This window comes from Methylomonas koyamae (assembly GCF_019669905.1).
Lineage (GTDB): Bacteria > Pseudomonadota > Gammaproteobacteria > Methylococcales > Methylomonadaceae > Methylomonas > Methylomonas koyamae.
This window is the reverse complement of sequence record NZ_AP019777.1, coordinates 2,139,073-2,156,201: the sequence shown is the minus strand read 5'-3', so window position 1 is coordinate 2,156,201 and position 17,129 is coordinate 2,139,073. Positions and strand designations below refer to the sequence as shown.

Below are 17,129 nucleotides of genomic sequence, written 5' to 3'. Positions count from 1 at the left end.
CTGGGTATCTTTTTTAGCACAGCTCACCAGCTCCAAAGCCGGGACTCGGCAATCAAACGCCGTCGGGCAGTTTCGATGCCATCAGTTCCCGCCGGTCCAATTTGACGCCGTCGGCGATGAAGCTGCCGTCGCCGACGGCATGCAGGGTACGGCGTTCTTCGCGTTCATCGTCCAGGTAAGCGGCCAGCCCTTGCAGCACGACGATGTTATGGCGTTCTACGATGTCGACTACCTGGCACTCGATGTTTGCCAGGCATTCCCGGATCAGCGGCGCCGCGACCTGTTTGCCGCGCATTGCCGTCAAACCGAATGTTGCGAATTTGTCGGTATCGGCGCCGGAACAAGTGCCTATGCCAACCACTTGGTCGATCAAATCCAATGCCGGGATCGCAATGACGCACTCGTTGGATTCGCTCAGCGCTTGGTAGGAGTGGTTCCACGGTCCGGTAGTGATGGCAAATCTGGGCGTGAAATCCATCACCATGGTCCAAGATATAGTCATGACGTTGTCGCGTTGGCCGTCGTTGGTCGTCACCAACACCACCGGGCCGGGTTCGATCAATGTGAACGCTTGGTTCAGCGGCATTGGCTTCATCTTAGTAAGCTCCGAAAGTTAAACACCGATGGCACCGCTGCGCCGCAAAATCGGCGGCTGATCTGCGATGGTTAAAGCCCGTTTTGGCAAAAATGGCGCTAACCAAGCGGCTAACGCAACACCACCAAGTAACGGGTCAATTCCACGATCCGTAAGCCAGGCACGGCGGAACCGAGGCCGGCGACGGCCTGATCGAGGGCATCGAGCCGAAACAGGCCGCTGATCCGCTTGTCCGCCCAAGCCGAGTTTAGCAGCAATACCTTGCCGGGCCGGTAACTGTTGATGCGCTCGACGGCCTCGGCCAGCGGCACGCCGTCGAATTGCAGATAACCGTCGCGCCATACCGCCATGTTTTCCGCTCGGCCGGGCGCGACCGATATCCGGCCGGCGGCTATTGCTGCGGTTTGCCCGGCGGCCAAGGGGTTGACCAGGCCGCCGGCGCGAATTTCGACCCGGCCTTCGACCAGTTCGACCTGGGTCTGCCCACCGGCGCGGCGCACGCCGAAGGCAGTACCGATAGCCTTTACTTCGCCGGCATCGGTGGCGGCCAAAAACGGCCGCTGCGCATCCTTAGCCACTTCGAAAAAAGCCTCGCCGCGCAACAACTCGACCCGGCGTTGCAGGTTATTGAAACGAATCGCCAACGCGCTGTCGGCGTTCAAAATGGCGCGGGAACCGTCGGCCAGCAAGACTCGGCGCTGCTCGCCCTTGCCAGTCACATAGTCTGCCTGCCATAACAGCGGCGGATAAAACGTAGCCACGGTTAAAGCGAACAGTGCACACGCCGCCAGCCCCAGCGTGAACCGTTGCCGGCGGTGGCGGTTTGACGCACGCGGCATCTGCCGAAGACCAGCCCCTGCCGCGGCGGCGGCCTGCCGGCTGCGCTCCTGCAACAAAGGTTCGGCGCCGGGAATCGGCCGGCCGCGCAATGGCTCCAGCCCCTGCCAGACCGCTTGCGCCCGTTGCCAGGCCCGTTCGTGGGCCGGTGCGGCGGCTCGCCAAGCGGCCAAATCTTTGCGGTCCGCGGCGGAATCCTCGCCGGACTGCAGTTTCGCCAGCCAAGCGCAGGCCTGCTCCAACAAACGCGAGTCGTCGTCCGGCAGCGGTGCGGTGGTCATGGCGGTTTCCTGAGTCAACGGTGAGGGCGGTATATCATAGACCAGGCGGCTAACCCGAACCAGATTGCGGCTAGGGTTGGCCCAGCGTTTGGGCACAGTGCAGCAACGCGCGTTTGATGTTGTCTTCCACGGTACGCACCGAGACATTGAGTTGCTCGGCAATTTCGCGCTGTTTCAGGCCTTCGAAGCGGTTCAGATAGAAAATGCGCTGGCACAGCGGCGACAACTCGGCCAGAGCGCCGATCAGGCTGTCCAGCGCTTGCTCGCCCAAGGCCACGGTTTCGGCGCAACGCAGATCGGGCGCATCGGGCAAGGTCGGTTCCGGCCAGTCGGCGATGGCGGCGTTACGCACGTTCTGGCTGCGGTAGTGGTCGAACAACAAATTCTGCGCGGTGCGGAATAGATAGGCCTTCAGATTGCCGACCTGGCTCAGGTCGCCGCTGCGGCACAAGCGAACGAAGGCTTCCTGGCTTAGATCGGCCGCGGTTTCCCGGCAACGCAATCGGGCGAATAGCACCGCTTCCAGCTCGCTGCGACAGTCGAGATAGAGCTCTTGCAAGGATTGGCTGGTCGAAAATGGCATGGCTGGCAGGTCGGCTTCGGCTGCTGAATGATGTCAGACACATTGGGCAGCAAAATTAACGCCGCCAGCCGGAAACCGCTTGTAATCAGCAAGCTATGCCGGCTACTCCCGTTGGCAGCCGCAGCGAAAGCTAACGAGCTATGTTAAATGGCGCAAACCAAACGGGCGATATCGCCCAACCGCGGCAAACTGACTCAGCCCGCCGGTGCATGCTTGGCCGCCGCTTCCGCCAATAATTCGTCGATGAAGTAGCGGCAGTAATTCGGCACGTAGAGTTGTTTCAGATAGGCAATCTTGGTGGTGGAACTGGGTATCAGGCCGGCCAGGTCTCTGGCGAGCAAGTCGCTATCCTGGCCCGGTTCGTAGGACGTGCCGGCGATGATACCGACGCCCATGCCCAGCCGGACGTAGGTCTTGATCACGTCGGAATCGGCGGCGGCCAACGTGATGTCGAGCGGCAAATGCGCATTCTGGAAGGCTTTTTCGATGGCGCTGCGGCCGGTAAATCCGGGCGAGTAGGTCAAAATCGGTTCTGCAGACAAGCGCTGCAAGCTAATGTCGCCGTCGGCCAGCCGGTGTCCGACCGGCATGATGGCGACGTGGTGCCATTCGTAACATGGCTTGACCACCAATTTATCGTCGTCGGCCAGCTTTTCGGTACAAATGGCGATATCGGCCTGGTGCCGATGCAGCAGGTTGACCAGATTATCCGGCGAGGACTGCACCATATAAATTTTGATGCCGGGGTATTTGCGCCGGAATCGGGCGATCGGCCCCGGCAGCAAATATTTGGCCTGGGTATGCGTGGTGGCGATACGGAAGGTGCCGTGGCTGTTGTCGAGAAAATCGTCGGCGATCAGTTGAATATTCTTCTTCGCCTGGTTGATTAAGTCGACCTCTTCCATGATTTTTTCGCCGAGCGGGGTCAGGCCGGTCAGTTTTTTACCCTGGCGGATAAACAACGGCGAGCCCAATTCGGCTTCGAACAATTGCAGTTGCCGACTCACCGCCGACTGCACCACATGCATCTTTTCCGCGGCCTTGCTCAGGTTGTAATCGGTTTCCTGCAGGTTACGCAGGAGTTCCAGTTGGTTTAAATTCATCCGCTACCTCAAAAAATCGCCGCCGCCCTGGCATGTTTTCAGGACTAACCTATACTGTTAGTCGACTGCACCCAGAAATCTAATCCGAAGATATAAAGATCTAATTATATCGTTTTATTGTAGAGGTTTAGCTCGCTAGCATAACAACCGGCTAGTCCAACGGCAGCGGTTGTTATCTGTGGCTAACCTCCTCCTAGCTACAGGGACGTTGTTTATGGCGGGTTTCGCGACCCGCCATTTTTTTTGCATAGCGCCCGCTGCGCCTCCCATGCCGCCCAGCCTGAACTCAAGCGCTGCGCTTATCCCGCAATTCTTGCAAGATTTGCTGCAACACGCCGGCCAGTTCGCTTGCGGATGCGGTAGCGGCGGCATTGCCGTCCCTGGCCGCCGCTTCGGTTTGCTGCGCCAGTTGCAATAAACCCTGCGCCTGAAAAATGCCGGCAAAGGCCTTCAGGTTGTGGGCGACAAACTTGATCGCCGCCAGATCGCCCTGCTCCGCTGCCAGCCTTAGTTTTTCCAGATTTTGTTGTTGGCTGCCGTCCAGGGCGTTGTCGATGATCTTGTCGACGAAGGCCTGGCGGCCGTCGAAACGCTCCAGCATCGCCTGCCAATCGATTAGCGTCGAACTCGGCGGCAATTGCTGTGCTTCGGGTTCCGGGGCGGTGGCTGCCGGTACTTGCGCTAGCGACGGGGCTGCGGCAGACAGCGGCGCCCGGTAAGGTAGCGCCTTCAGTATGGCCTTGACCAGCGCATTTTCGTCGACCGGTTTGGTCACCCGGTCTTTCATCCCGGCGTCCAGGCAGCGTTTGCGTTCGTCTTCCATAGCATGGGCGGTCAGACCGATGACCGGCAAATCCGGCGCGATTTCCGCCAACCGGCGCGCGGCCTGGTAACCGTCCATAACCGGCATTTGAATATCCATCAACACCAGATCGAAGGCGGCAATGCCGTGTTGTTGCAGCAAGTCCAGCACCTGCTGGCCGTTCTCGGCAAAAACCACTTCAGCACCTTCACTATCCAAAATGTCGGCCAACACCAGACGGTTCAATTCCACGTCCTCGGCGGCCAGAATCCGCAAACCGTGCAAGCGCAGGCCACTGGCGGGCAGTACCCCGCTATCGCCGGCACCGGGTTCGGCAGCCGGTAGCGGCAACGTCAATACAAAGGTACTGCCGGCGCCGTGACTACTTTGGACTTCGATGTCGCCGCCCATCAGCCGCGCCAGATTGCGGCTAATCGCCAAGCCCAGGCCGCTGCCGCCGAATTTGCGGGTGGTCGAGGTGTCGGCTTGTTCGAACGCGGTAAACAGGCGCTGCAACTGTTCTTCGGTCATGCCGATACCGCTATCCATCACGGTAAAACGCACGTCGTCGCCGCGGCGGCCGATCTTGACCGCGACGTAACCGCGCTCGGTGAATTTGACGGCATTGGACAATAAATTCAGCAATATCTGCCGCAGACGCAAGCCATCGCCGAGCACCCATTCCGGCAGTTCGCCCTCGAACTGCACCACCAGCGTCAACTGCTTTTCCCGCACCCGCAACTCCAGTAAATCGCGGACTTCGCCGATCAATTCGGCCAGCTTGAACGGATGCGGGTCCAACTGCATTTTGCCGGATTCGATTTTGGAAAAATCCAGAATATCGTTCACCACGTTAAGCAAATGCTGGCCGGCCTCGTAGATTTTTGCCATGTTTGGATTTTCGCTACCGGCATCGCGCAGATTGATCTTGGCCAAGCCGAGGATCGCATTCAACGGCGTGCGGATTTCGTGGCTCATATTGGCCAGAAAATCGCTTTTGACCTGCGCCAAATGCTCGGCCTGCAGCCGCGCCTGCTCCTGGGCCGCCTGCACCGCCTTGCGCTCGCTGATGTCGCGGATCACGCCGATAAAGGTGCTGCCCTGGTCGTCGATCAGTTCGCTGACCGTCAATTCCAGCGGAAAGATACTGCCGTCGATTCTGGCCCCTTCGAACTCGACGCAGCGGTTCAATATCGTGTAGGTGCGATTGGTCATGTAATTGGCCAGATAGCCGTCGTGGCGGGAGCGGTGCGGTTCCGGCATCAACAGGCTGACGTTGCATCCTAACAACTCGTGCTCCTCGTAACCGAACAATTCGCAAACCGCATCGTTGACCAGCAATATGCTGCCGACGCTGTCGATCAACACGACGCCGTCGGCCATGGTGCGCAGTATCGCCCGGTTGCGGGCTTCGCTCGCCACCAGTTCCAGCTTGGCCCGTTTCCGCTCGCTGATGTCGCGCACGGTGGCTTGCACCAGTTGCTCGTTGCCGATGGCAAGCCGGCTTAATTGCACTTCGGCGAAAAACAGCTCGCCGCTGACCCGCTTGTGTTGCCATTCGAAGTGGTGCGCGCCGTCGCATAACGCCAGGCCGATGTAGCGGGCGGCCAGCTCGGCCGACGCCGTGCCGTTCGGTTGGTACTCCGGCGACAACGACACCGGCGTCGACGTCAACAGGTGGGCCAGGTCCCGGCAACCGAACAGCTTGACCGCAGCCGGATTGGCGGAAAGGAAACCACGTTCCGGACTCAAGGTCATGATGGCGTCCAACGAAAACTCGAACAACGCACGATAGCGTTGTTCGCTGTCGAGCATCGTTGCGGCGGATTGCTTCTCCAGCGAAATATCGCGGATAAACGCGTTGAATTCGGTGGTGTCGGCCAACTTGATCGGCGTGATTGCCAATTCCACCGGAAACTCTTCGCCGCTACGGCGCACAGCGGCGACTTCGATGCGGCGGTTCAACGCCCCACCCTCGCCGCCGGCCAGATAGTGTTGCAAGCCTTGCCCGTGCTCCGCACGTAAGCGCTCGGGGATAATCGTTTCGTGCAGCGGACGGCCTAAAACCTGGTCGGCCTGCCAACCGAATATCGCCTCGGCCTGGCGGTTCCAGCCGCTGATTTCGCCGCGGTCGTTCATTTGCACGACGGCGTCCAGGGCGGTATTGACGATGCTGCGCAAGCGGATCTCATCCTGTTTGCGCCCGGCCAACAGCGCCGCGAAACCGTCGGCCATGCGGTTGAAATAGCCAGCCACATGGCCGATTTCGTCGCCGGAGTCCTGTGCCAGTCGCTGCTGCAAATCGCCCTCGGCAAAGGCCTTTGCCGCTTTGGCCAAGCCGGCGATGCTGGCACTGAGCGACAAATGGGCGCCAATCGAAAAATAGGCGATCAATACCAACAGAAAGCCGGGGATGCCGACGCTCACCGCCAATGTGGTCCGCATCTCGACAATCCGGTTGCGGATCAAGCGCTCCGCTTCGGGCAAAAATCCGGTGTAAATCCGCTCGAAACCGCTATCTATCGCCAGCGTAGCCGCGGAAAAAAAATATTCGGGGCCGACGCTAAACCGCTCTTGCAACAAGTCGTCTACCACCTGGCCGGTCAGCAGGTCGGCCGCCTGGCGCATATGCGCCAAAGTCGCCGCCATCAGCGGATGCTGCGCCGGGTTATAACGTAAAAAATCCGCTGCGGTATGTTCCAGCCTGGCGATGTCGTCTGCGATCCGGCTTTGCAGCACCGACAGTTCCAGCTTCTGCGCGGCGTCGATGCGTTTGGCGGCCAGAATGCCGACGGCCATTCCGCGCAAGCGGCCGACGTTATCCAGGGCTTTGGGGAGTTGCTCCACGACCACCATGACCAAATGGTAGGAATCCAGACTCGATTCCGAGACCAAGCGGCTCTCGTCGCTGATAACCCCCTCCAGATCCAGCAGCCCTGACGTTAATCGGCCGTGCGCCTGATAGTTGCGTTGCCAGTCCAGATCGGGCTGTTGCCGCAACAACTGCGCCCACTCGGCTTGCAGGTTATGGACGATTGATTCGGGTAGCGAACCGCCAGGCATGCCGGCCGCCAGTTCGCCGATCGCGGCCGTCACCTGAGCAGCCACAATTTCGCGGCGCGGCCGTAACGCTTCCACGCCGCCGATCAGTCCGGCCGACAGGCCGCGATGCTGCTGGACCAACTGGAACACCCGCGTCGCCCGGGCAATCTGACTCAAACCGGCCAGTTCCCGTTGCGAATTGGTCAGCGAGCGGTTCAGGTTTTGGTGGAGGTTAAAAAATACCGCCAGCACCGCCAACAGCGACAATATGCCGATCACGGCGAATTTTTTGCTGAAACTTAAGCGGTTCATCACCGCCACCGCCGGCAAAAACAAGGCTCTCATCGCCCGCTCCCAGACGCTCGCAGCCAAGCGGTCACACCGCTCCGCCATCTTCGCCGCCGGCCAACAGCGCATTCTGCTTTTCCAGAATCTGGTGCAGGCGCAGCGCCAACTGGTTGTCCTTGTCGAACAATTGGTCCAATTGCGTGGTCAACTCGTCGACGTAGCCGTGCAGTAAAAATTCCTGGCTGTCGGTCAAGCCCAAATGCACGAAGGCGTTTTCCATATTGCTGCGGTGCTGTTCGGACAGGTTGACCAATTGCACGTGGTTGGCCTGTTGGTTCTGCTCGATTTCGCTCAATAAGGCATTCAGTTCGCGGATGCTCTCCAGCCTGACCTTGGCCTGCAATTGCCGCTGCTGTTCGCTGACCATCGCTTCCATCCGGGCGCTGGCGCCTTCCACCAAAATCGCCAGATGGTCGCGCAACCGGCCTATCGCATCCGGGTCGTTGACGTCCAGCCCGTTCACCAACAACGTGACATAGGGAAAATTCAAAACCAACCGGTCCCCGGCCTGGTAAATCCGGCCCAGTTTCATCACATAAGTCAGAATCGAACGCTCCAACGGCGAACAAACCGGCTCCGGGCCGAAATCGTGTTCGCCGAAGGCATCGGCCAATTTCACCAGACCGTTGGCGCCGTATTGCGGCAGAGTCTCGATGATCAAGCGGCCCAATTGCTCCGGGGTTCGGCATTGAAACGACGTCCGCAAAAAATGCAGAATCGCGCCGGTCTCGCCCAAGCTGGACATGGCGGTGAACGCCGTTTGCCGGGCGTAATCGAGCTGGCTGCGCAAATTGCGTTTTTGCTGTTCGGTTTCTATCGCCAATTCGACCTTACGCAGCAACACTTCCTTTTTGGCGTTTTTCGGGATGAAATCGTTGCCGCCGGCATCGAACGCGGTCAACAGGATTTCCAGGTCGTCGTGCGCAGAGACGAACATGACTTGCACCTCGTCGTTGCCCTCGGCCCGAATCTGCCGGCAAACGTCGATACCGCTCAATCCCGGCATTTCGATGTCCAACAGAATCAAATTGGGTTGCAAATCCAATGCGGCCAGACAATCGGCGCCGTTGGCAAACTCGTGTATCCGGTAATTGTGGCCCTGCAATTGATCGACTATGACCAGCCGCAACAAGGCATCGTCATCCACTACAAAAATACAGAATGGGTTTTCAGTCATGCGAATTCCTTTGGATAGCGAACAAGAGTCGGGCATTTGCCAACAAGCTTAGCGAATTTCGCCCAACTCACCAGACCGCCCCGGCATCGGGCCGGGTGCGGCGCGCGACTATAACCGCTCGGCGCCGGCGCCGACGGCCCGGAATCGAAAAATGTGATGGTGCCGGCCGGCAACGGCTCAATTTTGCCGCGGCCGCCGCAGACAGCAGCGAAAGCGCAGGCTGCAACGATCAGCTACAGATCGGCAGACCGAAACGAGCGCGGCGAACTCGGCCGGACCGAATACCGGCGATAAAGCGGCCGGCGCTCGCCAGTGCCGGGCTTTTCTGCTTCAATAACGGTTTTTCCTAATATGCTGAATTCATGGACTACCCATCTGCTCTGGCCGCGGTTATCGGCGGCATCCTGATCGGCGCCTCTGCGGCGCTACTGCTGTTTAGTTACAAACATACCGCCGGCATTTCCGGAATCGCCGCCGGCCTGTTGCCGCCCTGGCCGGCCGGCAACGCCTGGCGCGTCTGGTTCCTGGCCGGCCTGGTCGCCAGCGCGCCATTGGCGACACTGGCCGGCGCCGACCCGGTAATCCAGTTACAGGCTTCGCCGGCACTACTGGCTCTGGCCGGCTTGCTGGTCGGCTACGGTTCCCGCCTCGGCGGCGGCTGCACCAGCGGCCACGGCGTTTGCGGAATCGCCCGGCTGTCGCCGCGCTCTATCGTCGCCACGCTGACTTTCATGCTTAGCGCAGGAATCACGGTTTATCTGATCCGCCATTGGCTTTGACCGAGAGGGCCATCGACATGAAACACGGATTGATTATCTTCGGCTACGGCCTGTTGTTCGGCATCGGCTTGCTGGTTGCCGGCATGAGTAATCCGGCCAAAGTCGTCGCCTTTCTGGACGTGGCCGGCGCCTGGGACCCGAGCCTGGCACTGGTCATGGCCAGCGCACTGGCGACCTTGGGCGGCGCCCGCTATTGGCTGCACCGCAATACCGACGCCGCCGATCGCGAACAAGACAGCGGCCTGGCACCGGCCGAAATCGACGTCCGGCTGGTGGCCGGCGCGGCGATTTTCGGCGTCGGCTGGGGTATCTCCGGCTTTTGTCCGGGGCCGGCACTGGTCGGCTTGAGCGCCGGCTTAGCCGGAAATTATGCTTTTGTCGGCGCGATGTTTGCCGGCTTCTACCTGTTCAAACGCCTGCACCGCAACCGTTAACGCTCAACCGGCCGGCTTGCGCGTTTAACGCCGGCCGGCACGGCTTTTTGTAGGCTTTGCCACAAAACCACGGGCAACCTCGGGTCGTGCCTTAAAACCGCAGCCGCTGCGGCTATGGCCTAGCCCGGCGGCTTCGGGCCGACGCGGGGCATTTCAGCCTATCGTCGCTAGCCGCGAATTTCTGGAACCAATCTTGCTGCTTACTTAGCAAACGCTTTTTCCGGGAGGGGAGCTTAACAGCCCGTTGTCGGCGGAAACGCGGTACGTTTTGACTGTTACAGCAAGCTCCAGGAGAAATAACGATGAGTATATTGATTGCTTCGATGACGCCGGACCGAGCATTGGCAGACAGTGCGATCAGCCAAGCCATCACCAAAATTGCGATTGCATTGGCCGGCTATCGGCAACTGCCGGTACAAAAACGTCTGCCGTTAATCGATGTGATGTTTATGTTGCCCGGTAGTCAGGAACGCGTGCAGTTCACCGGCTTGCGTATCCGCGGCTTTGACCCGGCGGCGCAAAGCCTGCAGTTCGAAGCGGCGGTGCCGGACAAGATGGTAGCTTCGGCCCATGCCGAGCGTTATGTGATTGCGGTGATGCAGGACGCCATCGATGCCGGCGCCGAATTCTGCCGCGAACGGCAAATCTTGTTCGATAGCGCGGAACACCTGGCTTTGAGCGAGGCGCTGGTGGCAAAACCCCACTACGCCGTCAACTGAAACCCGCCCTCCGGCCGGTTAACCGCGACGGGGAAATTCGACGGATAGGGAACGGCCGCAGCCGTCCCCGCCGATACTTCTCGGTGTTACCAGGAAAAGCTGCCGGTCACCGAACCGCTGCCGTCGTACAGATATCCGGTTTTAAACGCGCTGCTGACGCTGAAAGCGCAACTGCCCTTGGCCGTGCTGGCGAACAGCGGACTGGTGATAGTCGCCAGACCGGTGGTGCCGGTAAAGCCTATCGCCGAGGTGGCAAGCTGGGTTTTGCTGGCGCCCGCCGTCAAATCGCCGCTCCAATAGCCGTAGATCGCGGCGCCGGATACCGTCGAGTTTAAATACTTCAGCGTCACGCTGGCCACACACTGCGCCTTGCCGCCGGCCAGCGTCCGCCGCAGAATCCGGGTCGTCGCCACTTTCATGCTGGTGCTTACCGGGCTCTGCTGCGCTTGCAGGTCGACTCTGGCGCTGTTTTTCAGACCGCTGTTATCGGTCACGGTCAAGGTTGCCGTATAAGTTCCCGGCGTGTTGTAGCTGTGGGTGGCAGTCGCCGACCGGCTGACCCCGCTGCCGTCGCCGAAATTCCATTCGTAAGCGGCAATCGAGCCATCGCGGTCGCTGGAGCCGGAGCCGTTCAATTCCACGTTCAACGGCGCATAGCCTTGGGTCGGCAACGCGCTGACTACCGCGGTCGGCGCTTGCGCCTCGACGGCTTTGGGATAGCTGCCGCTGATCTGGTAGCGGCCCAGACTGCCGTAATCGCTATATCCGCTGGCCAAATCGCCGAAGCCGACGCCTTCGATCTGCAGATAGTATTGGCCCGGATTCAATACTGCACTGACGCTGGCCGCCAGGCTGTCGGCCGGATTGGCTTGCTGCACCGTCGCCCCTTTGCCGTCCAGCAGTTTCAGTTGAATATCCAGATTTTGCGAAACCGAATCCGGCGCGGCGTTGAATTGCACGCTACCGCCGCCGGTGTTAAAGGCGAACACGTCGACGTCGCTGCTACGTTCGATAATGCCGCGCTGGTTGACGGCACTGGAGTCGCCGGCGATAGGCCCGGCGCCGGCCGAGTTATTGGCGTAATCGTCGACCCTCAGCGGTGTGCCGGCGGCATGGATTACCGAGATGTCGTCCTGCAGATTGTTGGCGCCGGGGTATTCGCCCTTGCTCCATTGCGTGACCGGTTTGTAATAGCCGACGCCCATGATCGGCCCCCACCCCGTCGCGCCGCTACCGTGGCCGGAATAGTAAGACGTCGAGGCATTGCCGTCATGGCTCAGATTCAAATTGTGGCCGACCTCGTGCGATACCGCTTCGGCGACGTATTTCGGAAAGCCGTTGCCCAATTTGTCCAGAAACACCCAGGCCGGCTGGTAGCGGTCCGGCTTGCTGGCCGAATAGTAGGAATAGACGTTGACGTAAGCCACGCCGCCGCAAGCCTGGTTACACAATTGCGGCATCGAGCGGGTAATCACGGCACGGGTGCCGTACTGGCCATCGTCGGCAGTGGTGCGAAACAATTTGTCCGAACTCGGCTCTTCCGTGGTCACGTCTACATCGAACGGCGCGTAGTCTTCGGCCACCCGTTGCCAGATCTGTTTGATGTTATTCAACTCGGTGGTGCTGAAGGCGGCCGGGTTGCCGTCGATATCGTAGGCCGGCGCCGTCAACGTCCCCGAATTCCAGGCGGTAGCGCTGGCCACGTGGCCGTTGAAATCCAGATAAATCACCCGGTTGGCGCCGGCTTTGCTGTGCAACGCGAAAGCGTCGGTGCTGGAAGCGACGCTCATGCCGCCGCTGCCGGCTTCGGCCGGCGCGGTGGCGGTGGCCTCCTGGCCGCCGGCGTCGCCTTGCGGCAACGAATCGATGTAGAGCAAACGGCCGCTTTCGTCGATCCAGGCGGTCGAATCGCTGGCTAAAATCTCGGCCAAGCGCTCGGCCGACATGTCGTAGGCGCGGGCAACCGCTTCCAGCTTATCGCCCAAGGCGTCGATTGCCGCTTTACCGTTTTTCTTTTCGGAGATACTGATTTGCGGAAACGGGCTTTCGCTGCCGTCGCCGGGCGCAGTCGCAGCAGCAGCCGGTCCAGCCGCAACGGCGGCCTGCGCCAGCGTCATCGGATTGTCGGCACCGGAATCGATCAGGCCGGAGACATAGGCCTGCACCTTGCCGTCCGGTAGCGCTTTTAGCACGTAGTTGTAACCGCCCAAGGCTTTTTCGGCATCTTCCCTGGACGAGAAATATAACGGCTCGCCGGCCATCCCCGCCGCCGGACTGGGCATGGTGGCGCTGAGATCGTCGCCGACGGCGAGTTTAGGTTCGGGTTCCGTTGCGCATCCGGCCAACAAAGCCGTCAGCGCAAACGAGGTGAGAAATGGTTGCTTGTTCATATGCCGCTCCCAAGGTCAGGTAAGTAGACCCAAACATTATAGCCCGGTCAACCGAGCTTTAGCGTTGGATCGAAAATTCCGGTGAATTATAGGTGACTTAATCGAGCGAATCCGCGCAGCCGGCGGCAAACTCGGGGATTGCGGGAGCCGGCATCGGCGACAGGCCGATCCAGAATTTGAAACCGTCCGGCAATTGCCCGCTGCAAGCTGCCCTGGCCTGCACCGGCAATCGATGACTCGGCCGGCAGCGTTTCGCCGTCCGCCGCTAGATCAGGACTTCGGCGCCGACCAGGCCAATACCGCGTCGCCGCACTCGCCGAATACCGGCAGCTAATACAAAGCCTATTCGCCTTGCTGCATACCGCGTTGCGGTTCGCCTTCGCATTCCCGGCGCTCGCCGGTCTGCGCCGGCGTCGGGTAATCCAATTCGCTCTGCCCCCGATGCGCCGCGGCTTCCAATAATTTCTCGCTTTCCGCCAACAGCAAGCTCTGGCGTAAAATCGACAACAGCAACACCGATACGCCGGACACCGCCGCAACCAAAACCGCCGCCCGATGCGCGGGTTGGCCGGCAAGGCTCAGCGCCAGCGTCGCGGCGCTGACCAGCACCGCCGCGACCGGTATTGCCCGCATCACCCGAGCGTAGGTTCGGCGGCAGGCGCTTCCCTCTCCGTCGGCGCGCCACAGGTAAGCGCCGAGGCCAACCAGCAACCCGTTCACCGAAAAAGCCCAATTCAATGGCGACGCCCCCTGGTTGGTTCCGGTCAGCGCCTGCAGATTCCATTGCATCCAGACGCCGCCTTCCACCAGCAATGCCGCCGGCAGCAAACAACCGGCCCAAGCCAATTCCAGCGACAAAAACGGAATTGCCAGCAGCGCCAGGCTGGCCGCGCTGAGCAGGCCCAACGGATAAACGGCCAGCACCGCCAGCTCCAATGCATCGGCGTTCGCCGCGTGCGGCAGATACAAGGCCAAAATGAAGCCCAGCAGCGCCAGCGTCATCGCCACCGTATCGAGCTTGGCCGCCAGCAAGCGGGCCGGAGACACCTGGCGCCGCAATGCTTTCAGCAAGCCGACGCCGAAGCACGGCCCCATTGCCAGATAAAACACGTCGGCCGGCGCCGGAAACGGGTTCCAGTAAAACAGTTCTTGCAGATTCCAGCAGCACTGGCCGGCAAAATAGAGGCCGGTACCGTAGCAAAACCAACGCCGGTAGACATATTGTCCGGCAGCGCCGCGCAAGGCTCCCAGCCAGGCAATCGCCCAGGCCGCAGCGGCGCTGACGGTCCAATGCACGTTGTCCAGCAACGCCAGCCAGCTTTCGCCGGCAAACGGCAATATCGCGGCGGTCGCCAGCAATAACAGGCTGGCGCCGCTTAAAATCAGTTTCAGGTCGGCAGGCATCATCGTTTCCGGAACGGGTCGGCCTCATTCTAGCAAGTGTTCGGTTTTGCGGCCGAAATCGACCGCCACCGCGGAGCGGCAACCGGCGCTATCGATAGCCGAAAGCGTCGATAAAACGCGCCAGCTGCGGCATCACCTCGCCGAACTGAGCCTGGTAAGGCCGCCACCGCGCCAGCGCCGAGTTGTACAAAGGCTGCGACACCGCGGCGAAACTGGGCGTCGCCACGTAGCGTCCGGCCGCACGTTCGTGAAAGCGGGCCACCTCCGGCCGCCAATCGACGCCGAGCAAGTCGAATACCCGGCGGAAGCTGGCTTCGAAATCGTTGACCACGTCTTCGTAACGCAGCTCCAGCCAGGCCGGCGCAATCCTGTCGCGCAGGCTCAGCCACAAATCCATGACCGCGGCATATTGTGCGGCCACGCCTTGCCAGGACAACAGATTGACCGTGGCCGGCGACGCGGCGAAGGATTGCATCGCGCAGCTCAGGCAAACATCGCGCGGGTCGCGCAACGCAAACACGATCTTGGCATCCGGAAACAGGCAACTGATCAATCCGGTTTCGATACTGTTCAACGCCACCTTGTTGACGAAACGTTTGCGCAAGGCCTCCGGCCCGAACTCTTCGGCCACCCGCCGCCAATAGTAGGCGCGCAATTGCCTGGCCTGATCGATGCCGATCCGGCGCAACGCCGCCGGCGTGTCTTCGCCGGCGCCGGCCAGCGCCGCCAGTTCGGCCGACAGTTCTTCGAGCAGGTGGTTTTCGTCGGAAGTCAACACTTGCGGATGGGCGGCCAGCACTTGTTCGGTCAGGGTCGTGCCGGAGCGCAGAAAGCCGATCAGAAATACCGGCGCCGGCAACGCGTCGCCCAGTTCCTCCGGCGTCCAGCGTTTCAGCAAATCGTCGCTATAGCCCCGTTTGAACAACTCGATTCTGTTGAAAATGTAATCGGCGTCGAGCGCCCGGATCTCGGGCAGTTGCCGTTGCAGTTCGCCGGCCTTGGCAAACATGGCAAAGGCCTCGGCGTAGCGTTTTTGTTTATCGTAAACCTTGGACAATTCCAGACAAGCGCGCGCCAGTTGCTTGGCGTCGGTTTCGGCGGCGACCACCTGCTCCAAGCGTTGGCGGGCGGCATCGTACTGCTTTTGGTCGAACTCCAGGATTGCCTGCAAAATATGGGAGCCGGAATCCCCCGGCACCAATTTCAATACCTTTTCCAGTGCGGCCATCGCCGCGTCGGTCCGGTTCAAACGCTGTAAACAGGCGGCCAAACCGTAATGCGCCGAGGCGTCGTCCGGCATGCTTTTCACCGCCGCCCGCGCCAATTGCAGCGCCAATTCCATATCGCCCCAGATTTGCATTTGCTCGGCAAAACCCAGCAACACCCGGCCGTCGGTTTTATCGGCCTGGCGCAGCAAGGCTTTGGCGGCGCGGGCCAGATAGCGCTTGCCTTCGGCCAGACGGTGGCGCCAGCACAGGCCCTGGCCGACGCCGGCCAAGGCCTCGGCATGATTGGGTTTGAGCGCCAGCACCTGGCGGTAGCTATGTTCCGCCGCGGCGAAATCGCGGCGTTGGTAGGCATGGTGGCGTGCCGTTTCCAACAACTGCTGCAGGCCGGGTGCGCCGGCCGGCGCCGCTCGGTCCGCGCAGCAATGTTTGTATTTCCGGCCGCTGCCGCACGGGCAGGCTTCGTTGCGGCCCGGTTTGGCCAAAGGGTTCGAATTCATGGATCAATGTTTCGGCAAACAGCTTGCAGGATAAACGCTAAACGCAAAAACGGGAGAACCGCAACCGGCCCTCCCGTCCAGCAGATCGGTGCGGTGCCGAATCAAGCGGCCGCGGTTTTGCGCCTGGCGCGCAAACTGCAACCGGCGACGGCGCTGCCGAACAACCAGAAGGCGCCGGGCAACGGCACTTGCGATACGGTGATGGTATTGTCGCTGCGGGCGAAATTCAGCGTGTCGGAACTGAAGGTAATCCGGTAATCGGCGTAGTCCAGAATCGGATCGGCGTAACCGCCCGGTTGGGAAAAGGTGTCGCCGCTGTTGATGCCGGCCGCCGCTTCGGCGTCGGTCAAACGGTAATCGGCGATGACGTATTGGTAAGCGCCAGCCGCCAACGAGATGTCGAAGGCCGGATCGCGGCGAAAATGGATGGAACCGTCGGCCGCACCCTGCGCTTGGCTCTGCGACGCCAAATTGATGGTGCCGTTGCTGACCGTCGCGCAGTTATTGGCGATGTCATCGCAGCGGGCCAAGTGGTTGGCGGCAGACAAGGTTGCAGAACCGTCGTCCAGATACCAATGGGTGTCCGGGTCCAGCCAAGTCAGCTCGCCGTCGCCGTTCAAATCGGCCGTCGCGTAGCCGGCGGTAGCCACATTATTTTGCGCGGCCTCGTAGGCGGCCAGATTCACGCTGAAGCTGCCGGCGGTTTGCATATTAATTTTCCAAACGTCGAACGTGGTCCCGCCCGCTTGGCGGAACAGGGTGCCGTCGACCACCAGGGTATTGGCTTGCGCCGGCGCGGCCGCCGACAAAATCGCCGCCAACGCGGCGGATAAAGCGTATTTGATCATTTCAGTCTCCGAATGGCCTTTGGGTTATGCCGTTACCATCAGCGCACGCGGCGGCGCCGGT

13 protein-coding genes are annotated in these 17,129 nt (G+C 60.7%); 3 read left to right on the top strand and 10 right to left on the bottom strand.

Annotation, left to right across the window (positions count from 1 at the left end; all coding sequences use genetic code 11):
* Positions 1–52: 52 nt before the first annotated feature.
* The 6 genes from MKFW12EY_RS09985 to MKFW12EY_RS09960 all read right to left on the bottom strand — a co-directional run bounded on the left by MKFW12EY_RS09985 (position 53) and on the right by MKFW12EY_RS09960 (position 8,768).
* Positions 53–595, bottom strand: a complete 543-nt coding sequence (locus tag MKFW12EY_RS09985; RefSeq protein WP_054760789.1) for a flavin reductase family protein — start codon at positions 593–595, stop codon at positions 53–55.
* A gap of 110 nt (positions 596–705) precedes the next feature.
* Positions 706–1,713 carry a FecR family protein gene (locus MKFW12EY_RS09980; protein WP_221054471.1) on the bottom strand — a complete coding sequence of 336 codons (1,008 nt, stop codon included), beginning with the start codon at positions 1,711–1,713 and terminating at the stop codon, positions 706–708.
* A gap of 70 nt (positions 1,714–1,783) precedes the next feature.
* Positions 1,784–2,296 (bottom strand): RNA polymerase sigma factor, encoded by a 513-nt coding sequence (locus MKFW12EY_RS09975; RefSeq protein ID WP_221054470.1) that lies wholly within the window; start codon positions 2,294–2,296, stop codon positions 1,784–1,786.
* A 194-nt stretch (positions 2,297–2,490) separates the two neighbouring features.
* Positions 2,491–3,399, bottom strand: coding sequence for a LysR substrate-binding domain-containing protein (locus MKFW12EY_RS09970; protein WP_054763428.1), 909 nt, complete (start codon positions 3,397–3,399; stop codon positions 2,491–2,493).
* Positions 3,400–3,685: 286 nt separating this feature from the next.
* On the bottom strand, positions 3,686–7,588 hold the full coding sequence (locus tag MKFW12EY_RS09965; protein WP_221054469.1) for a PAS domain S-box protein: 3,903 nt from the start codon (positions 7,586–7,588) through the stop codon (positions 3,686–3,688).
* 31 nt (positions 7,589–7,619) lie between these two features.
* A complete protein-coding gene (locus MKFW12EY_RS09960) occupies positions 7,620–8,768 on the bottom strand; it encodes a response regulator (protein ID WP_054763426.1) in 1,149 nt (382 codons plus the stop codon).
* 362 nt (positions 8,769–9,130) lie between these two features.
* On the opposite strand from MKFW12EY_RS09960, the gene MKFW12EY_RS09955 reads away from it, so the two are divergent.
* The 3 genes from MKFW12EY_RS09955 (at position 9,131) to MKFW12EY_RS09945 (ending at position 10,700) form a co-directional block, all read left to right on the top strand.
* On the top strand, positions 9,131–9,547 hold the full coding sequence (locus tag MKFW12EY_RS09955; RefSeq protein WP_221054468.1) for a YeeE/YedE family protein: 417 nt from the start codon (positions 9,131–9,133) through the stop codon (positions 9,545–9,547).
* Between the two features lie 17 nt (positions 9,548–9,564).
* Positions 9,565–9,981 carry a DUF6691 family protein gene (locus MKFW12EY_RS09950; protein ID WP_054763749.1) on the top strand — a complete coding sequence of 139 codons (417 nt, stop codon included), beginning with the start codon at positions 9,565–9,567 and terminating at the stop codon, positions 9,979–9,981.
* A gap of 302 nt (positions 9,982–10,283) precedes the next feature.
* Complete coding sequence (locus MKFW12EY_RS09945; protein ID WP_245006486.1) at positions 10,284–10,700, top strand: hypothetical protein; 417 nt, start codon at positions 10,284–10,286, stop codon at positions 10,698–10,700.
* Positions 10,701–10,786: 86 nt separating this feature from the next.
* Here MKFW12EY_RS09945 and MKFW12EY_RS09940 read toward each other — a convergent pair whose 3' ends face one another.
* The 4 genes from MKFW12EY_RS09940 to MKFW12EY_RS09925 all read right to left on the bottom strand — a co-directional run bounded on the left by MKFW12EY_RS09940 (position 10,787) and on the right by MKFW12EY_RS09925 (position 17,068).
* The gene (locus MKFW12EY_RS09940; protein ID WP_221054467.1) at positions 10,787–13,090 is read right to left on the bottom strand and encodes a PKD domain-containing protein; all 2,304 of its coding nucleotides are present in this window, start codon (positions 13,088–13,090) and stop codon (positions 10,787–10,789) included.
* Between the two features lie 342 nt (positions 13,091–13,432).
* Positions 13,433–14,497: a hypothetical protein gene (locus MKFW12EY_RS09935; protein WP_054763730.1), complete on the bottom strand. Its 1,065-nt coding sequence runs from the start codon at positions 14,495–14,497 to the stop codon at positions 13,433–13,435.
* A gap of 85 nt (positions 14,498–14,582) precedes the next feature.
* Complete coding sequence (locus MKFW12EY_RS09930) at positions 14,583–16,220, bottom strand: sulfotransferase (protein WP_221054466.1); 1,638 nt, start codon at positions 16,218–16,220, stop codon at positions 14,583–14,585.
* Positions 16,221–16,321: 101 nt separating this feature from the next.
* The gene (locus MKFW12EY_RS09925; protein ID WP_157199728.1) at positions 16,322–17,068 is read right to left on the bottom strand and encodes a hypothetical protein; all 747 of its coding nucleotides are present in this window, start codon (positions 17,066–17,068) and stop codon (positions 16,322–16,324) included.
* Between the last annotated feature and the right edge of the window lie 61 nt (positions 17,069–17,129).

What these genes read in the sequence shown, in the direction of transcription:
- MKFW12EY_RS09985 (WP_054760789.1), bottom strand. Translation starts at nt 595, where the DNA reads ATGAAGCCAATGCCGCTGAACCAAGCGTTCACATTGATCGAACCCGGC.
- MKFW12EY_RS09980 (WP_221054471.1), bottom strand. Translation starts at nt 1,713, where the DNA reads ATGACCACCGCACCGCTGCCGGACGACGACTCGCGTTTGTTGGAGCAG.
- MKFW12EY_RS09975 (WP_221054470.1), bottom strand. Translation starts at nt 2,296, where the DNA reads ATGCCATTTTCGACCAGCCAATCCTTGCAAGAGCTCTATCTCGACTGT.
- MKFW12EY_RS09970 (WP_054763428.1), bottom strand. Translation starts at nt 3,399, where the DNA reads ATGAATTTAAACCAACTGGAACTCCTGCGTAACCTGCAGGAAACCGAT.
- MKFW12EY_RS09965 (WP_221054469.1), bottom strand. Translation starts at nt 7,588, where the DNA reads ATGAGAGCCTTGTTTTTGCCGGCGGTGGCGGTGATGAACCGCTTAAGT.
- MKFW12EY_RS09960 (WP_054763426.1), bottom strand. Translation starts at nt 8,768, where the DNA reads ATGACTGAAAACCCATTCTGTATTTTTGTAGTGGATGACGATGCCTTG.
- MKFW12EY_RS09955 (WP_221054468.1), top strand. Translation starts at nt 9,131, where the DNA reads ATGGACTACCCATCTGCTCTGGCCGCGGTTATCGGCGGCATCCTGATC.
- MKFW12EY_RS09950 (WP_054763749.1), top strand. Translation starts at nt 9,565, where the DNA reads ATGAAACACGGATTGATTATCTTCGGCTACGGCCTGTTGTTCGGCATC.
- MKFW12EY_RS09945 (WP_245006486.1), top strand. Translation starts at nt 10,284, where the DNA reads ATGAGTATATTGATTGCTTCGATGACGCCGGACCGAGCATTGGCAGAC.
- MKFW12EY_RS09940 (WP_221054467.1), bottom strand. Translation starts at nt 13,090, where the DNA reads ATGAACAAGCAACCATTTCTCACCTCGTTTGCGCTGACGGCTTTGTTG.
- MKFW12EY_RS09935 (WP_054763730.1), bottom strand. Translation starts at nt 14,497, where the DNA reads ATGATGCCTGCCGACCTGAAACTGATTTTAAGCGGCGCCAGCCTGTTA.
- MKFW12EY_RS09930 (WP_221054466.1), bottom strand. Translation starts at nt 16,220, where the DNA reads ATGAATTCGAACCCTTTGGCCAAACCGGGCCGCAACGAAGCCTGCCCG.
- MKFW12EY_RS09925 (WP_157199728.1), bottom strand. Translation starts at nt 17,068, where the DNA reads ATGATCAAATACGCTTTATCCGCCGCGTTGGCGGCGATTTTGTCGGCG.